Below are 14,259 nucleotides of genomic sequence, written 5' to 3'. Positions count from 1 at the left end.
CGTGTCATACTTCAGTCGCGGAGCGAGCCCAGCGCCCCTTCGCGGGTCGCATGCACCGGGATGATCTTGTCGAACCCGGTCATCTCGAAAACAATCCTGACCCGCGGCGTCATGGAACATAGCGCGAATTTCATGCCCTGCTCCTGCAATTCCCTGGCGATCATCAGGAACGCGCTCAGTCCCGCGCTGCTGACTTCCGTGACTTCATGGCAATCGACGACGACTGTTTTTTCGTCGCCCAGCACTGCCTGCATGGAACGCTTGAAGTCTAATGCGCTGGCTCCGTCAATGCGGCCCGCCGCGTAGGCGATCAGCGTTCCGTCTATAGTCTCGGTGCGAATCTGCATCGGACCAGTGGCTCCCCCGAAGCCAGCTATTTCCGCATTCTAGCACCTGCGAATCCGGCCGCGAGGCGCGCTGAAACTACTTGATCTTGGCTTCCTTGTAGGTAACGTGCTTGCGCGCGCGCGGGTCGTATTTCTTCACTTCCATCTTCTCCGGGTGCGTCCTGCGGTTCTTCGTGGTCGTATAGAAGTGACCGGTCCCGGCCGTGGATACCAACCTGATTTTCTCCCGCATCGCGATAACTCCCGGGCTGCGTCTTATACCCGCTCGCCTGTCGCACGCAGATTCGCCAGCACCGTGTCGATGCCGTCGCGGTCGATGATCTTCAGTCCCTTGCGCGAAACCCGCAGCCTGACATAACGCTTTTCGCTCTCCACCCAGAAGCGGTGCGTGTGGAGGTTGGGCAGGAAACGGCGACGGCGCTTGTTATGCGCGTGCGAAACGGTGTTCCCCGACATGGGTCGTTTCCCCGTGACCTGGCATACGCGTGACATGGTGTTTCCCCGGCGAGCGCCGTTTGAGGCCGGCATTGTATAGCAATAAGGGAAAGACTGAATCAGCGGCGGCGCGATCCGAGGTACGCGATCGACATGGTCAGAATCAGCGGAAGCAGGCGCTCGGCCCAGTCGCCCGGCGTGTTTTCCTGCCAGTTCAGCAGCACGGTGAACACGAAGCCGCAGCAAAGCACGGCCAGCGCATAGGCGGGCCGCACCGGACGGCGCAGCACCGTCATGACCACCAGCGGCGCGAACGATGCGCCCAGGGCGTGCCAGGCGAACAGCACCCGGGTGAAGATCGCCTCGGGTGCGAACAGCGCAATCATCGTGGCGCCGACCGTGATCAAGGTCACCACGACGTACGTGGACCTGAGGCCCTTGCGCTCGCGCACGCGCTCCAGCCGCCAGTCGCGCGAGGCGGCGGCCGCACCGGCCAGGAGCTGGCTGTCGGCGGTGGACATGATGGCGCTGAGCACCGCCGCGATCACCAGGCCCGAAAGTACCGGAGGCAGCAGGGTCGCAGCGGTCTCGAACAGGACCGTCTCCGGGTTTGCGAGGCCGGTAAACAGCACTCTTCCGGCCAGGCCCAGCGCGGTCATGCCGGAGAGCACCAGCACCACCCACGAAAGGGCGATGATCCGGCCCTGACGAATGGCCTTGTCGTCCCGTGCCGCCATGTAGCGATTGACCACATGCGGTTGTCCGGGCTGGGCAAGACCCACGGAAAGGCAGCCGACCACGAATCCCAGGGCGGCAATGCCCGCGTTGGCGGGCGTCAGCCGTAGCGTTCCATCGTCGGCCAGCACAGCCTGCGCCGACCCGCCCAGGTCTGCGAGGGCGAATAGTGCGACTGCCGGCAGGGCGACCGCCACGAACACCATCAGCAGGCCCTGCAGCGTGTCGGTAACGCTTACCGCCAGAAATCCGCCGAGCAGCGTGTACGCCAGGATGATCGCGGCTCCCAGCATGATGCTGGTGTTGCCGGGCAGGCCCAGCGCCTGGCTGAAGGCGTCGCCGGCGGCCTGGAATTGCGCGGCGACGTAGAACACGAACGAAATCAGGATGATCAGCGAAGCGACCTTGCGCGAGGCGCGCCGAAGGGCGTCGTCGCCGTCGCCCAGGAGCAACTCGGTAAGAGTCAGGGCGCCGGTCCTCCTGGCGATCACGCGCAGCCGCGGCCCAATCCAGAACCAGTTGATGATGTAACCCAGGATTACGCCGCCGCAGAGCCATACGGCAGGCAAACCCTGGGTCAGCGCAAAGCCGCTGACGCCGAGCAGGGTCCAGGCCGACGCCGCGCTGGCCGAGGAACTGATGGACGTGACCCAGGCGCCGATGCTTCTGCCGCCCAGAAAGAACTCGCCCTGGTTCTGCGAACGGCGCCAGGCCCACAAGCCGATGCCGAGCAGGACCAGCTTGTAGCAGATCAGCGTCGTGATTACGGTTGCGTTGCTAGTCATGTTTTCCGTCGATCCGGCGCGAACCGGCTATCGCGATGCACATGGTAACGATGAACGGAACCAGGCGCTCCAGCCAGTCGCCGGGCGTATCCGGCCGCTGGTGCAGCACGACGGTAAAGGTAAAGCCGCAGATCAGCACGGCCAGCGCGTAACCGGAGCGGACCTGTCTTCCCAGCACGGCCATGTAGACCAGCGGGGCCAGCGAAGCGCCCAGCGCATGCCAGGCGAATAGGACCCGCAGGAAGATCGATTGGGGCGCGAACAGCGCGAGAAGCGTGGCTCCGACGGTTATCGCGGTGACGGCGGCATAGGTGAACTTCAGCCCGACCGCCCGGCGCGCCCGCTTGAGGTTCCAGTCGCGCGAAATGGCGGCCGCCCCGGTCAGTAGCTGGCTGTCGGCGGTGGACATGATGGCGCTCAGGACCGCCGCGATCACGATGCCGGCCAGGATCGGGGGCAGCAAGCGCTGGGTCACGACGAAGAACATGTCCTCGGGATTGCCGATGTCCGAATACAGCACCCGTCCCGCCAGTCCGAGAACAGTCATGCCCACAAACACGAACGCCACCCACACCAGCGCGATGATCCGTGCGCGGCGCACCGCCTGGTAGTCGCGGGCGGCCATGAAGCGGTTCACGACATGCGGCTGCCCAGGCTGGCCCAGGGCCGGGCTCAGCGAACCGATGACGAAGCCGATCGCCGCAAGGCCCGCGTCCGGGGGCGCGATGCTGAAGGCCTCTCCGCGGACGCTGAATATGTAATCGCTTCCTCCGAGCGCAATCACGAAGAACACCGTGACCACCGGCAACAGTATCGAGACCAGCAGCATCAGGGCGCCCTGCACGCTGTCGGTGAGGCTGACCGCCAGGAAACCGCCGAGCAGCGTGTAGGCCAGGATCACCGCGGCGCCCACCAGGATGCCGGATTCGACCGAAAGCCCGAGCGATTCGTTGAAGGCGTTGGCGGCCGCCTGGAACTGGGCCGCCACGTAGAACATGAAGCACACCAGGATGATCACCGACGCGACCCGCCGGGCCAGGCGTGCATAGGGGTCGTCACCGCCGAGCAGCAGTTCGGTCAGGGTCAGCGCGCCGGTCTGTGCGGCCGCCCTGTTGATGCGCGGCGCCACCCAGCACCAGTTGATCACGAACCCGCCGACGATGCCTACCGTCAACCAGATGGCCGGCGGGCCAACAAAATAGGCAAACCCGCTCACGCCCAGCAGCGTCCAGGCCGAGGTGGTGCTGGCGCAGGCGCTCAGCGACGTCACCCAGGCGCCGATGCGCCTTCCCCCCAGAAGGAATTCGCCCTGATCCTGGCTGCGCCGGTGGGCCCACACGCCGATCGAAAGCAGGACCAGCTTGTACAGGACGAGGGTGACGATTACCGTGGCGGTGCTGTTCATCCGGGCAACTATAGCGGCGAAGGCGCAGCCATGCGACATACAATTTCCGCATGTCCGATTGGCGGTTCTGGATTGATCGCGGCGGCACGTTCACGGACGTAGTGGCGCGCAACCCCGAAGGGAAACTGAAAGTCCACAAGCTGCTGTCGGAGGATCCTTCCCGCTACACGGACGCCGCGGTGCACGCTATCGGCGCGCTGATGGCCGAAGACGGCGCCCCGGGCGCCGTGCGAGACTTGAAAATGGGCACCACGGTGGCCACCAACGCGCTTCTGGAGCGGCGCGGAGAACCCACGCTGCTGTTGGTGAACCGCGGCTACGCGGACGCCCTGCTGATCGGCTACCAGAACCGGCCCGATCTGTTCGCCCTGGAGATTCGGCGTCCGCCCGCCCTGTACGCGGACGTGCTCGAGGCCGAGGGGCGCATCGATGCCGACGGACGGGAACTGGCTCCGCTCGACGCCGGCGCGCTTCTCGAAGGGCTCAAGGCGGCCCGCGGGCAAGGGCTGAAGTCGGTGGCGGTCTGCTTCATGCATGCCTGGCGCAATCCGGAACACGAACGGCAGGCCGGCCGGCTGGCGGAGCGGGCCGGTTTCGAACAGGTGTCGCTTTCGCACGAGGTGTCGCCCCTGATCAAGCTGGTTAGCCGCGGCGACACCACCCTGGTCGATGCGTACCTCTCGCCGGTGCTGCGGCGCTATATCGCAGGATTGAGCGCCGGGCTGAAGAGCAAGCGGATCGCGCCGCGCAACCTGGCTTTCATGCAAAGCAACGGCGGACTGGTCGAAGCCGGGCGGTTCCGGGGCAAGGACGCGATTCTGTCCGGGCCGGCGGCCGGCGTGGTGGGCGCCGTGCGCACCGCGCGGCAGGCGGGCCATGAAAAGCTGATCTGCTTCGACATGGGCGGAACCTCCACCGACGTCGCGCTGTACGCCGGCGGCTACGAGTACGTTACGCACAACGAAATCGCGGGCGTGCGCCTGCGCGCACCGATGCTCAAGGTCCACACCGTGGCCGCGGGCGGCGGCTCTGTCCTTCGCTACAAGTCCGGCCGGTTTCTTTCCGGTCCCCAGTCCGCGGGCGCCAACCCCGGTCCGGCCTGCTATCGCAACGGCGGACCGCTGACCGTGACCGATGCGAACCTGGTGCTGGGGCGTATTCAGCCGCGCATGTTTCCCCGTGTGTTCGGCGAGGATGGACGGCAGCCGCTGGACGAGGCGGCGTCGCGGGAGGGATTCGCGAAGCTGGCCGCGGAGGTGTTCGACAACAGCGGCAGGCGGATGAGCGTCGAAGAAGCCGCCGAGGGCTTCCTGCGGGTCACCATCAACCAGATGGCCTCCGCGATCGAGAAGATATCCGTGCAGCGGGGCGAGAACCCGGCCGAGTTCGCGCTGTGCTCATTCGGCGGGGCGGGCGGTCAGCACGCCTGCGCCATCGCCGAAGAGCTGGGAATGGACACCGTGCTGCTTCATCCCCTGGCGGGTGTGCTGTCGGCCCTGGGGCTGGGATTGGCGCCGTTGCGCGCATACCGGCAGGAGGCGCTGGAAGCCTCATTGGATGCGGAAACGGTCCAACGGATGAAGGCCGCTTTTGCCCGGCTTGCGGACGAGTGCCGAAGGGAACTGGTGGAAGCGGACATCGAGCCGGGAAACCTGTCGTTCGAATACGTGGCCGAAATCCGCGTGCGGGACTCGGACAACACGCTTCCCGTCTCCGTGGAGGGCGGGAACTCCGGGCTGTCGGATTTGCGGCGGCGGTTCTCCGAAGCGCATCGGGCTCGCTACGGCATCGAGCCGCCCGGGCCGGCGTTGGTCGTCGAAGCGATTCGCGTGCAGGCCAGCGGCGATACCGGCGAGGAATACCGGTGGGAGCCCGGCAACGATCCCGATCCGTCGCAGGAGCCACGGCCCGCATTCACCGCGAAGACCGTGTTCGGCGGCGCCGAGCACGGCACGCCCGCGTATCGGCGGCGGGACCTGGGCGCCGAACACTCCATCACGGGCCCGGCCATCATTTCCGAGGACCACGCCACCACGGTCGTTCCGCCGGGCTGGACGGCATCGGCGCGGCCCGGGGGTCACCTGGTCCTTTCCCGCCACGCGCGCCAGGACCGGATCGAGACCACCGGCGACGTTCCCGATCCGGTGCTGCTGGAAGTGTTCAACAACCGCTTCATGCACATCGCCGAACAGATGGGCGCGGTGCTGGAAAACACCGCGCACTCGGTCAACATCAAGGAGCGGCTGGACTTTTCCTGCGCCCTGTTCGATTCGAGCGCCGAACTGGTGGCCAACGCGCCGCACATGCCGGTGCATCTCGGCTCGATGGACGCCAGCGTCAAGGCGGTCCTGACCTCCCGCAAGTCCGGCCCGCGCCCGGGCGAGGCCTACCTGGTCAACGCCCCCTACAACGGCGGCACGCACCTGCCCGACCTCACGGTGGTTTCACCGGTGTTCCTCGGGAACGAGGAGGCTGCGGACTTTTTCGTGGCCTCGCGGGCACATCACGCTGACATCGGCGGAATCACGCCGGGCTCCATGCCTCCCGACAGCCGGCACATCGATGAAGAGGGCGTGCTGTTCGACAACTTCCTGCTGGTGTCGGGCGGGCGCCTCGAGGAAGCGCGCTTGAACGCGGCGCTCACGGGCGGTCCCTGGCCGGCGCGCAACCCGGCCCGCAACCTGGCCGACATCAAGGCGCAACTCGCGGCCAACGCCAAGGGCGCACGGGAACTGAAGGCGCTGGTCGCGCACTACGGCGCATCGACGGTGCGCGCCTACATGACGCATGTTCGCGACAACGCCGAGGAGTCGGTGCGGCGCGTGATCGACCGGCTGGAGGACGGGCGGTTCGAATGCACAATGGACGGCGACGAACGGATCGTCGTGGATATCCGCATCGACCGGCGCCGGCGGGAAGCCGTCATCGACTTCAGCGGGTCCAGCGAACAATCCAAGGGCAACTTCAATGCGCCCTCGCCGATTTGCCGGGCCTGCGTGCTCTACGTGTTCCGCTCGCTGGTGGGCGCGGACATTCCGATGAATTCCGGCTGCATGAAGCCCCTACGCATTATCCTTCCCGAAGGCACGCTGCTGAATCCCCGCTGGCCGGCCGCGGTGGTTGCCGGCAACGTGGAGACCTCGCAGTGCGTGGTGGACACGCTGTACGGCGCGCTGGGGGTGATGGCGGCGGCCCAGGGAACGATGAACAACGTCACTTTCGGCAATGAGCGGTACCAGTACTACGAGACCGTCTGCGGAGGCAGCGGGGCGGGTCCCGATTTCGATGGGGCCTCCGCCGTGCATACGCACATGACCAATTCGCGCCTCACCGACCCCGAAGTGCTGGAATTGCGGTTTCCGGTGCTGCTGCGCGAGTTCCGCCTTCGCGGCGACAGCGGGGGGAGCGGGCGGCGCAGCGGCGGGGACGGCGCGGTACGCCGCATCGAATTCCTTCAGCCGATGGAACTGGCCATCCTGTCGAACCGACGCCGGACGGCGCCGTTCGGATTGGCGGGGGGCGGCGACGGCGCTCCCGGGCGTGGCCGGGTGCGGCGCTCCAACGGCGTCGTGACCGAACTGACCGCACGCGACAGGACCCGTGTGGAGCCCGGAGACCTGTTCACGATCGAAACGCCGGGCGGCGGCGGTTACGGCGCCCCGGAGAAAACACCCGATGTTTGACATCGCACTGGTCACCACGATCCTCGTGATCGCGCTGGTGCTGTTCGTCACCGAGGCCTTGCGCATGGACATCGTGGCGCTGCTGGTGGTGGGCGCGCTTACCGTCACCGGCCTGGTCACGCCCGCGGAGGCCGTGGCCGGGTTCAGCAACGAGGCCGTCATCACGCTGTGGGCCATGTTCATCATCAGCGAGGGATTGCTGCGCACCGGCGTGGGCGATCTGATCGGGCGCTACCTCATGCGCCTGGCCGGCCGCAACGAGGCGGCGCTGGTGGCGGTGATCATGTTCGCGTCGGGCGGGCTGTCGGCCTTCATGAACAATATCGGCGTGGCGGTGCTGATGCTGCCCGTCGTCATGGGACTGGCGCGGCGCGCCCGCGTGCCGCCCTCGCGGCTGCTGATGCCGCTGGCATTCGGATGCCTGCTCGGCGGCCTCACCACCCAGATCGGAACCCCGCCGAACCTCCTGGTCAGCGCGGCGCTCGCGGAGCAGGGCGATTTCCGGTTCCAACTGTTCGACTTCCTGCCGGTGGGCGGGGCAGCCCTGGTCGGGGGCGTGCTGTTCTTCGTGCTCTTCGGCCGCCGGCTGCTGCCGACTCGCGAGGCGGGCGAGTTCACCAGGACGCGCAGCCAGCGCAACCTGAGGGCGCTCTACGGATTGCGGGAATTCATGTTCACGGTTTCCCTGAGCGGTGCTTCCGGGCTCGCCGGACGCACGCTGGCGGAGAGCCGGATAGCGGCCCTGGGGCTGATCGTCATCGCCATTGAACGGGGCCGGCGCATCATCCGGCTGCCCGCGCGCCAGACGGCGCTCAAGGCGGGCGACCGGCTGCTGGTGCAGGGCAAGCGCGAATACATCGAAGAGTTGCGCGCGTGGCAGGGCGTCATCGGAAAGGGCGAGACGGTGCCCGCCAACCTGCCCCTGACCGAAAACCTCCGGATGGTGCAGGCTCGGGTCGCCGAGGGGTCGCCGCTGATACAGAACCCCGTAAACCGGCAGGAGCTGCAACTGAAGACCCGCGGCCTGGCCATCGCGCTTCGACGCGGGACCCGCGTGCGCCGTTCCGGATTGAGCCGGCTGCCGCTGCGCGCCGGGGACTTTGTCCTTCTCCAGGGTCGGGTGGAAACGGCGGACCTGGCCCGGAGACTGGAGGAATTCGACGAAGTGATCGAACTCGACCAGGGCACGCTGGAGAGGCTTTACCGGCCCAATGAGCGTCTGATCAGCGTTCGCGTTCCGGCCGGCTCGCCGCTGGTCGGCCTGGCCTACGGCGAATCCCGCCTGGCCGAGGCGCTGGAGTTCCGGCTGCTGGCCATCAACCGCGAGGACGAAGTCAACTTCATTCCGGATCCGGATGAAGTGCTGCGCGAGGACGACCGTCTGCTTCTGCAGACCCGTAACGAGGACCTGGAAACGCTGCGCGCGGTCCAGGAACTCGAAATCGAAGAGGAAATGACGCCGGCCCTGAACCTCTACGCCACCGACCGGCTGGCCACCGAAGAGGTCACGCTGGCGCCACTGTCGCGCCTTGGCGGCCGCACGGCGGCGGAAATGGGTTTCAACGAGAAGTACGGCCTGGAACTGGTTGCGATCCGGCGCGCCGGGCAGACCCTGCACACCGACCTGCAGACGGAGCGGCTGAACTTCGGCGATGCGCTCTTGCTCGTGGGGCCGCGTAACAATCTGCGCCGGCTGGCCCGGGACCCCTCGTTCATCGAGGTGACTCCCTTCGTCCCCCGGCGCCCGCGCAAGCGTTATGCCGGACTGATCATGATCGGCGTGATCGGCGCCGTGCTGACCGGCTGGCTGCCGATTTCCATCGCCGCCCTGATCGGCGCGACCCTCATGGTGCTGATCCGCTGCCTCAGCATGGAGGATGCCTACCGGGCGATCGATTGGCGGGCGGTCTTCCTCATCGCGGGCATGCTGCCCCTGGGCACGGCGCTGGCCAACACCGGCGCCGCCCGGCTGCTGGCCGGCACCGCGGTCGATCTGCTGGGAACGCTGGGACCCTGGTACGTGATAGGCGGGCTTTACCTGGTTACGGCGCTGGCCACGATGATCGTTCCCACCGCCGCGCTGGTGGTGCTGATGTCGCCGGTGGTGCTGTCGGCCAGCGCGTCGCTGGGGATCGCACCGACGACGGCGATGATGGCCATGGCCATGGCGGCGTCAGCCAGCTTCACCAGCCCGATTTCGCATCCGGCCAATATCCTGATCATGGGTCCCGGCAACTACCGGTTCAAGGACTACATCCGGGCAGGCATTCCGCTTACGCTGCTCGTGTTCGTCATTGTGATGCTGCTGCTGCCGATCTTCTGGCCGCTGCAGCCGGCCGTTTCCTAGTGTCGGGAGAATCGGTGCTCATCGTCGGCGGCGGCCAGGCCGCGGCCCAACTGGTTGTTTCGCTTCGGCTCGGCGGCCATGGCGGACCGATAACGCTGGTCAGCGACGAGAACGCGCCACCCTATCAGCGCCCGCCACTTTCCAAGCAGTACCTGGCCGGCGACCTCGAGCGCGAGCGGCTGCTGCTTCGCCGGGCCGAGTACTACGAGTCCAGGGACGTGGAGCTGCGCCTGGGCCGCCGGGTGCTGTCGGTGGACCGCGGCCACCGGCGCGCGTTTCTGGACGATGGCGAGGAGCTTGGCTACGACCGCCTGGTGCTGGCCACGGGAAGCGTTCTGCGTAAGCTCGATGCTCCGGGCTCGGACCTGCCCGGCGTCCACTATCTGAGGTCGCTGGACGACGCCGACGCACTGCACGGAGAGCTGGCTCCCGGGCGGCGGATTGTCATTGTGGGCGGAGGGTACATAGGGTTGGAAGTGGCGGCCACGGCGGCGAAGGCCGGCGCCGAAGTCACTGTCCTGGAGGCCGAGGAGCGGGTAATGAGCCGCGTGGCCAGCGCCCCCGTCGCGGACTGGCTTACCGGCCTGCACCGGCAATCCGGCGTGCGCATTCGGGTCGGCGAGCAGGTCCGGGGCTTCGCGGGGCGCAGGCGCATCGAGGCGGTCGAAACGGCCAACGGCACGCATGCCGCCGATGCCGTGGTGGTGGGCATCGGCGTGCTCCCGTCGGCGGACCTGGCCCGCGAGTGCGGTCTTGGCGAAGACGACGGCATCCTGGCCGACGAGCACTGCCGGACCGAAGACGAATCGGTGCTGGCCGCAGGCGACTGCGCGCGCGCGGTCAATACCACCCTGGGGTTCGCCGTGCGTTTGGAATCGGTGCAGAACGCCGTGGACCATGGCCAGGTGGCCGCCTCGGTAATCCTGGGCGATCCGAAACCCTATTCCGGCCTGCCCTGGTTCTGGTCGGACCAGTTTCACGTGAAGCTGCAGATCGCAGGACTCGCCCGGCCCGCGGACGAAACCATCCTGCGCGGCGATCCAACCTCCGGCAGTTTCGCGGCGTTCCGCCTGCGCGACGACCGGTTGACCGCGGTGGAAGCCGTATCCAGTCCACGGGATTTCATGGCGGGCAAGAAACTGATCGCCTCCGGCTCTGCCCCGGACCCTGGTCTGCTGACCGACGAGTCCGTTGCCCTCAAGGACCTGATCCAGGCGTGACAAGTCACTAGGCCCGCCACACCCATAACGGGGCGAACGCGGCCAATTTCCCGATTGCCGGGCCGGCATTCGAGCGGCACATTCGAAGCATGGATCCGCGGACGATCGGCAATGGCGGGCGGCTGGAGCATGCGCGCGCACTGGCGGCGATAGCCGTGCGCGGCGAAGCGGAGCCCCAGCGCTGGCGCGGCTACTTCGAGCGGTTGCTCAGCGGCGAAACCATCGGGCCGCTGCCGTTCGATGCCGGGGATCCGCTTGCGACAAGCCATGCCGTCTCCGGACAATATGCCTTCCGCATGCGGGTCGGCCCGGACGAATCGCCCGGTTCCGGCGGTCCTGCGCTAGGGGCATTTCGCGACTGCCTTGCGCAACCCGGAGAGCGGGACGTCGCGATCGGGATCGACCTCTCCGGGATTGTCCCGGATCATTTCGGCGCCTGGCTCGACGCGCTGATCCGCGAGATCCGAAAGCAGTCCGAGGTCCTGCCCGAGGTTCCTCCGGTGGTCTTTTCGCTTCGTGCCGAACATCCGGCATGCCGCACCCTGCTGAAGGCCGTGCAGGATCCGGGCGGAGCAGGCCCGCGCACGGCGTTGCGGGTGGACGCGGGAACCTTCCGCGAGGAAGCGCTGTGGGAGGAACTGGTTTGCGCCAGTCACGTCAACCCGCGCATCGACCTGGTCCTTGCGGGCCAAAAGCAGCCGCTTACGGACCTGATGGGTAGCGAGAGGCCGGACACGATCATGCCGCTGAGCCTGTTCGAGGCCCCAGCCGATACCGCCTGGCTGGGCATGCAGTTCGACTTGAGCGCGATCCCCTTGGAGCAGATCGAGCGCGGCACGCAACACCTCAAGAAGCTGGTTCGGGTTGGAGTGCGGCTGGCCGACAACCTGATCGATGCCGTGACATGGCCTTCGGAGCAACTGCGCCGCGACGCCCTGGCCAATCGCCGGCTGGCCGCGCACGTCACCGGGATCGGGGACCTGGTATTGCGCCACGGGCTGGATCCGGCGTCCTTCTCCACGCTGCGGCTCCTGCAACGCTGGCTGACGCTGTTCAAGCGCCAGTTGCTACGCGAATCCCTGCGCCTGGCTCGGGAGCGGGGGCCGTACCCGGCGCTCAATGCGGAACAACTGGTGCGCGCGCTTGCCCCGCGCTACGGAGACGTCCGCGCTCGCCGGATCATCTCCCGGCGCAGCCCGCGTCACCGCCAACTCCTGGCGCTGTCGCCGTATTGCGTACTGCCGCGCCGGGCAAACGCCATTCCGGCCCGCAAGTGGCTGAATCTGCTGCCGCTCGTGCGTGTTGCGGACAACCTCACGATGCACGGCAGCCGGGTTCGCTCGCTTCTCGACCGGGCCGATTATGAGCGCCTGCTCCGTTCGACCTGGGCCTTGCTGCGTGCCGGTCAGGGCCCCTGAAGCAACCATCTCCGGCAACACCGGGGCTGCTACCATAGCGGCCTCCGTTTTACTGGGGGGATCAAGCCTTGCCGGAGTTCCCGGGCGCACACGCGGTGATGGTGATGCTGCTCACCGTGTTCGCGCTGTACCTGTTTACCCGTGACCGGATTCCTCTGGAAACCGCCGGCATGGGCGTGTTGCTGCTGCTGCTGCTGGCGTTCCATTTCTGGCCGCTGGAGCAGGACGGCGAACTTATCCGGCCGACGGACTTCCTGCTTAACCTGGGCCATGAAGCGCTCGTTACGATTACGGCGCTGCTGGTGGCCGGCAAGGGTCTCGAGACCACCGGCGCGCTACGACCGGTGGCCCTGTTCTTCACCCGGCTCTGGACCCGCCAGCCGCTGCTCGCCGCGCTGCTGACGCTGGTCGGCTCGGCCGCTTTCAGCGCGTTCGTCAACAACACGCCGGTGGTGGTGATGCTGCTTCCGGTGCTTACAGCCGCGGCGCTGCACGCCAAACAGGCGCCGTCGTCGATTCTCCTGCCGATGGGATTCGCGACCCTGATCGGCGGCATGTCCACGGTGATCGGCACGTCCACCAATCTGCTGGTCGTGAAGCTGGCCGAGCAGGACCTCGGACTGCCCACTTTCGGAATGTTCTCCTTCAGCCTGCCGGTGCTGCTGGTGGGAAGCGTTGCCATGGTGTTCCTGTGGCTCGTTGCGCCCCGCCTGGTGCCGGAGCGTACGCTGCCGCTGGCCAAGGCCAATCTTCTCTTTACCTCCACGCTGATCATCGAACCCGGCGGATTCGCGGACGGCAAGACGGTCGCGGAGATTCGGGCCCGCACCAACAATGAAATGCTGATTACCCGGATCGTGCGCGGCAACAACGTGTTCCTTCACGGGCTTGACACGCTGCAGATCAGGGCGGGCGACCGGCTGTTCGTTCGCGACACGATGGAGCGCCTGAGCGAATATGAAGAGACGCTCGGCGCCTCGTTGCCGCATGGCCAGGACCGGTTCCGCGACGAACCCCAGCAGATCGCGGAACTCGTGGTGACGCGGGGCTCGCCGCTGGACAAGCGCAGCGTGCGCGCGGCGCACCTGGACGAGATCTACGGGCTGGTGCCGCTGGCCATCCATCGCGCCGGCGCGCGCGAGGCGCCCACGCACGACTTGCTGAACGCGCGGCTGAACACCGGAGACGTGTTGCTGGTGCAGGCATCGCGCGCCGAAATCCGCCGCCTCGCCACGGAATCCGCAATGCTGGTGCTGGGACGGGTCGTGGAACTTCCCCGCGCCGGCCGGGCCAAGGCCGCGGTGGGGATCATGGCCGCCATCATCGTCCCGGCGGCGCTGGGCTGGGTACCGATCGTGCTCACTGCCGTGACCGGAGCCGGACTGATGATCGCGGCCAAGTGCCTGAGCTGGAGGAACGTGCGGGACGCTTTCAACGTGCCTCTGACCATCATCATCGTGGCCAGCCTGAGCCTCGGCCAGGCCCTGATCAAGACCGGCGCAGCCGACTGGCTGGCGCAGGTGTTCGTGGTGCTTTCGGGCGACCTGCCGATTCCGCTGATACTCAGCGGCCTGATGCTTCTGATGGCGATACTGACCAACATCGTCTCCAACAACGCCGCGGCCATCATCGGAACGCCGATCGCGTACTCGTTCGCCACCGGCCTCGGCGCGCCGGTGGAGCCCTTCATCCTGGCGGTGATATTCGGCGCCAACATGAGCTTCCTCACGCCGATCGGCTACCAGACCAACCTGCTGATCATGAGCGCGGGAGGCTACCGGCGCCTGGACTTTCTGCGCATCGGCGCGCCGCTCACCCTGATTATGTGGCTGGGCTTCTCCCTGCTGCTGCCCATGATGTACTCGCTCTAGGCGCCTCCTCGAA

At 67.0% G+C, this 14,259-nt stretch carries 10 protein-coding genes; 5 read left to right on the top strand and 5 right to left on the bottom strand.

From position 1 onward, the window contains the following. Nucleotides 1-11: 11 nt before the first annotated feature. The 5 genes from F4Y72_09305 to F4Y72_09285 form a co-directional block, all read right to left on the bottom strand. Nucleotides 12-347 carry an STAS domain-containing protein gene (locus tag F4Y72_09305; GenBank protein ID MXZ28487.1) on the bottom strand — a complete coding sequence of 112 codons (336 nt, stop codon included), beginning with the start codon at nucleotides 345-347 and terminating at the stop codon, nucleotides 12-14. 76 nt (nucleotides 348-423) lie between these two features. Beyond that, nucleotides 424-579, bottom strand: coding sequence for a 50S ribosomal protein L33 (gene rpmG, locus F4Y72_09300; protein MXZ28486.1), 156 nt, complete (start codon nucleotides 577-579; stop codon nucleotides 424-426). Between the two features lie 23 nt (nucleotides 580-602). Beyond that, a complete protein-coding gene (rpmB, locus tag F4Y72_09295) occupies nucleotides 603-839 on the bottom strand; it encodes a 50S ribosomal protein L28 (protein ID MXZ28485.1) in 237 nt (78 codons plus the stop codon). 62 nt (nucleotides 840-901) lie between these two features. Then, on the bottom strand, nucleotides 902-2,302 hold the full coding sequence (locus F4Y72_09290; GenBank protein MXZ28484.1) for a sodium/proline symporter: 1,401 nt from the start codon (nucleotides 2,300-2,302) through the stop codon (nucleotides 902-904). Next, nucleotides 2,295-3,746: a sodium/proline symporter gene (locus tag F4Y72_09285; GenBank protein MXZ28483.1), complete on the bottom strand. Its 1,452-nt coding sequence runs from the start codon at nucleotides 3,744-3,746 to the stop codon at nucleotides 2,295-2,297. Before F4Y72_09285 ends, F4Y72_09290 begins: the two co-directional genes overlap by 8 nt. Before the next feature lie 11 nt (nucleotides 3,747-3,757). Here F4Y72_09285 and F4Y72_09280 point away from each other — a divergent pair, with 11 nt between their 5' ends. The 5 genes from F4Y72_09280 (at nucleotide 3,758) to F4Y72_09260 (ending at nucleotide 14,246) form a co-directional block, all read left to right on the top strand. Beyond that, nucleotides 3,758-7,390, top strand: coding sequence for a 5-oxoprolinase (locus F4Y72_09280; GenBank protein MXZ28482.1), 3,633 nt, complete (start codon nucleotides 3,758-3,760; stop codon nucleotides 7,388-7,390). Next, on the top strand, nucleotides 7,383-9,737 hold the full coding sequence (locus F4Y72_09275) for an SLC13 family permease (protein ID MXZ28481.1): 2,355 nt from the start codon (nucleotides 7,383-7,385) through the stop codon (nucleotides 9,735-9,737). Before F4Y72_09280 ends, F4Y72_09275 begins: the two co-directional genes overlap by 8 nt. Further along, complete coding sequence (locus F4Y72_09270) at nucleotides 9,287-10,957, top strand: pyridine nucleotide-disulfide oxidoreductase (protein ID MXZ28480.1); 1,671 nt, start codon at nucleotides 9,287-9,289, stop codon at nucleotides 10,955-10,957. Before F4Y72_09275 ends, F4Y72_09270 begins: the two co-directional genes overlap by 451 nt. 89 nt (nucleotides 10,958-11,046) lie before the next feature. Continuing rightward, nucleotides 11,047-12,375 (top strand): hypothetical protein, encoded by a 1,329-nt coding sequence (locus F4Y72_09265; GenBank protein MXZ28479.1) that lies wholly within the window; start codon nucleotides 11,047-11,049, stop codon nucleotides 12,373-12,375. A 68-nt stretch (nucleotides 12,376-12,443) separates the two neighbouring features. Further along, nucleotides 12,444-14,246 (top strand): SLC13 family permease, encoded by a 1,803-nt coding sequence (locus F4Y72_09260; protein ID MXZ28478.1) that lies wholly within the window; start codon nucleotides 12,444-12,446, stop codon nucleotides 14,244-14,246. Nucleotides 14,247-14,259: the final 13 nt, after the last annotated feature.

This window comes from Gammaproteobacteria bacterium (assembly GCA_009838035.1).
Taxonomy (GTDB): Bacteria; Pseudomonadota; Gammaproteobacteria; order Steroidobacterales; family Foliamicaceae; genus Foliamicus.
This window is presented reverse-complemented; position numbering and strand designations above follow the sequence as displayed.

Coding starts and splice junctions, on each gene's coding strand:
- F4Y72_09305 (MXZ28487.1), bottom strand. CDS start 347: ATGCAGATTCGCACCGAGACTATAGACGGAACGCTGATCGCCTACGCG.
- rpmG (MXZ28486.1), bottom strand. CDS start 579: ATGCGGGAGAAAATCAGGTTGGTATCCACGGCCGGGACCGGTCACTTC.
- rpmB (MXZ28485.1), bottom strand. CDS start 839: ATGTCACGCGTATGCCAGGTCACGGGGAAACGACCCATGTCGGGGAAC.
- F4Y72_09290 (MXZ28484.1), bottom strand. CDS start 2,302: ATGACTAGCAACGCAACCGTAATCACGACGCTGATCTGCTACAAGCTG.
- F4Y72_09285 (MXZ28483.1), bottom strand. CDS start 3,746: ATGTCGCATGGCTGCGCCTTCGCCGCTATAGTTGCCCGGATGAACAGC.
- F4Y72_09280 (MXZ28482.1), top strand. CDS start 3,758: ATGTCCGATTGGCGGTTCTGGATTGATCGCGGCGGCACGTTCACGGAC.
- F4Y72_09275 (MXZ28481.1), top strand. CDS start 7,383: ATGTTTGACATCGCACTGGTCACCACGATCCTCGTGATCGCGCTGGTG.
- F4Y72_09265 (MXZ28479.1), top strand. CDS start 11,047: ATGGATCCGCGGACGATCGGCAATGGCGGGCGGCTGGAGCATGCGCGC.